We start from the raw sequence: 2,165 nt of genomic DNA, 5'->3' as shown, positions 1-2,165 counted from the left end.
GCAGCGGTAAGGCGGCAGAATGAATACTGCGATAGAGAACTACTAGCGTGACAGAGAACTACTAGCGTGACAGAGAACTACTACGGCGTGCTCGGTGTTCGCGAGGACGCATCGGCGGCGGAAATCAAATCCGCCTACCGATACTCAGCGGCAAAGGGTCATCCGGGACACGGCGAGAACAGTTCTTCAGACGATATTCGACGCTTTGCACAATTGGCGGAAGCCTATGCTGTTCTGTCGGATGAAGCGGCACGCGCGGCTTATGATATTCGGCGTCATCCGGCTGGCGCACATAGCTTCACTGCTAGCCAGGCTGCGGTCGTCGACCCTGAGGCCACGTTCGTCGGTAGTATGGTCGACTGGTCCGTGGAGCTTCGACTTCAGGGCTATTCGGGCGACCGGATTCGCGACTTGTTCTTGTCGCACCATTGCCCAGGAAACATTGCCGACGCTGTAACTGCGATGTTCGGAGGCACAGTCGCCAGAGCGGTGCCGACGCCGACGCGAACACCCACCAGGAAGGCGCCACCATCCACTCCACTTGGTGTTGCCGGCTACACCGCGGGAAAAGTGGTGGGAGCACTTACTCGTCGCTCCAATGGGATACCCCAACTACTGGGAATTCTGGCCGTTCTCGCTGGTGTGTTGTACCTAGTTCCAAAAGAATCTTCTGAGCAAAAAGCACCGAGCGCTTCTCATTCCACAGCATCAAGCGTGTCGCCTAAGAGCGAAATAGCCAACACGCCTGAACCGGATTCGCCGTCGTCTCCCTACGCCTTCCTATCGAAAGTGCCGGAGATTCGTTCGTTGGATACGACCCATGGAGTTGGCCAGCGGAGCAAGGAATCGTTTCATCTTCCTGCTGGAATAACGTTACCGGAATCCGAGTATGGATTCTTCCACACGTCAGTTGCTGCCCGTATTCCGCTTCCATTCGGTACGAGAGTTCTGTACCTCATGCAGTCTATCCCCGCACAATCGCAATCATTCGACTGCCACGCGTGCGCCCCGGTGGTGTCGGCCATCATTACAGCGCCCTCAAAATCCGGAGTAGAGACTCCTGCAACGTCATTGCAAGACCTGGGCCTGATGGGGGCATGGGGAAAGTACGACACATCCTTCATCGCGCTCGTTGAAGTCGGGAGGAAGACTCCTGGTCTAGTCTTTCGTCAAGACTGGATGGGTCAAGGGGAGGCGGGAAGCTCTGTTGCCATATTCAGCATTGGTCAGAAGGGTATCCGCAGGATGACGGAGCTCACTACTGGCGGTAGCAACACGGGAAGTATGAGATGCGCAGCGGACAAAAGTGCTTGTGAGAACTACGACGTCTCGCTCCGCTTCATGCGTGACAACAAGAGCCAATACTACCCGCTTGAAGTGAAAGTATCCGGTACGAAAATAAACGAGAGCGGGGTTGCGGTGCCTGTGTCGGAGACGTTTATTTCCCGCTACAACGGAAAGAACTATGTCAGAAACGAAGAGCCAGTAACTGCCGCGCCTGCTAGCGAGGCCGCTTCTCCCACTGCGGGCGCGCAGGGAGGGCAGTCGTGAAGCAACTGACGATACTTCTCGGTGTTCTTGTGGTGTTTGCCTTTCAGCCATGCGTATCGTTTGCGCAATCTGACCGAAATCTTGCAACATGTTTGAGCGGAAGATACCCGTCCCTATGCCAGCATGACCGACTCACACCCGGACAAGCTGATGCGGTCAGGCAGGCCGAGTTGGAACAAAACTTTGCAAGATGCAGCACTGGTCGGTATCCATCTCTATGTATGCACGAACTGCTAACGCCGGACCAACGAGTTACCGTAGACCAGGCAGAGCGGCGAGCGAATTTCGCGACCTGCATCCAAGGTCGTTATGTGGCCCTATGCGACCATCTAAAATTGACGCCAGAACAGCGCATAGCTGTCATTCAAGCTGAGCGGCGGGAGAACCTTCGAACCTGCCTTACGGGAAAGTATGTCGCGGTATGCCGTCACCAAGACTTAACGACCGACGAAGCCAAGGAAGTTCGTGACGCGGAGCACCGCGAGAATCGGAGACTATGTGCGAGCCCCTACGGACAATGGACTTGCCGTAAGGACTGGCTCGCAGAAGATGCTCGACAGGAGTCTGCGGCCATGGCAGTCCGGTCAGCAAGCGGGACGTGTCAGGAATTTTGT

Annotated in this window: 1 protein-coding gene; it reads left to right on the top strand. The window is 55.8% G+C overall.

What is annotated here, in order from left to right:
* Nucleotides 1–66: 66 nt before the first annotated feature.
* Nucleotides 67–1,551, top strand: coding sequence for a J domain-containing protein (locus K206_RS42010; RefSeq protein WP_081651556.1), 1,485 nt, complete (start codon nucleotides 67–69; stop codon nucleotides 1,549–1,551).
* Nucleotides 1,552–2,165 lie beyond the last annotated feature (614 nt).

Origin of the sequence: Cupriavidus sp. WS (assembly GCF_000395345.1) — a bacterium.
In the GTDB taxonomy this organism is placed as follows: Bacteria; Pseudomonadota; Gammaproteobacteria; order Burkholderiales; family Burkholderiaceae; genus Cupriavidus; species Cupriavidus basilensis_B.
This window is presented reverse-complemented; position numbering and strand designations above follow the sequence as displayed.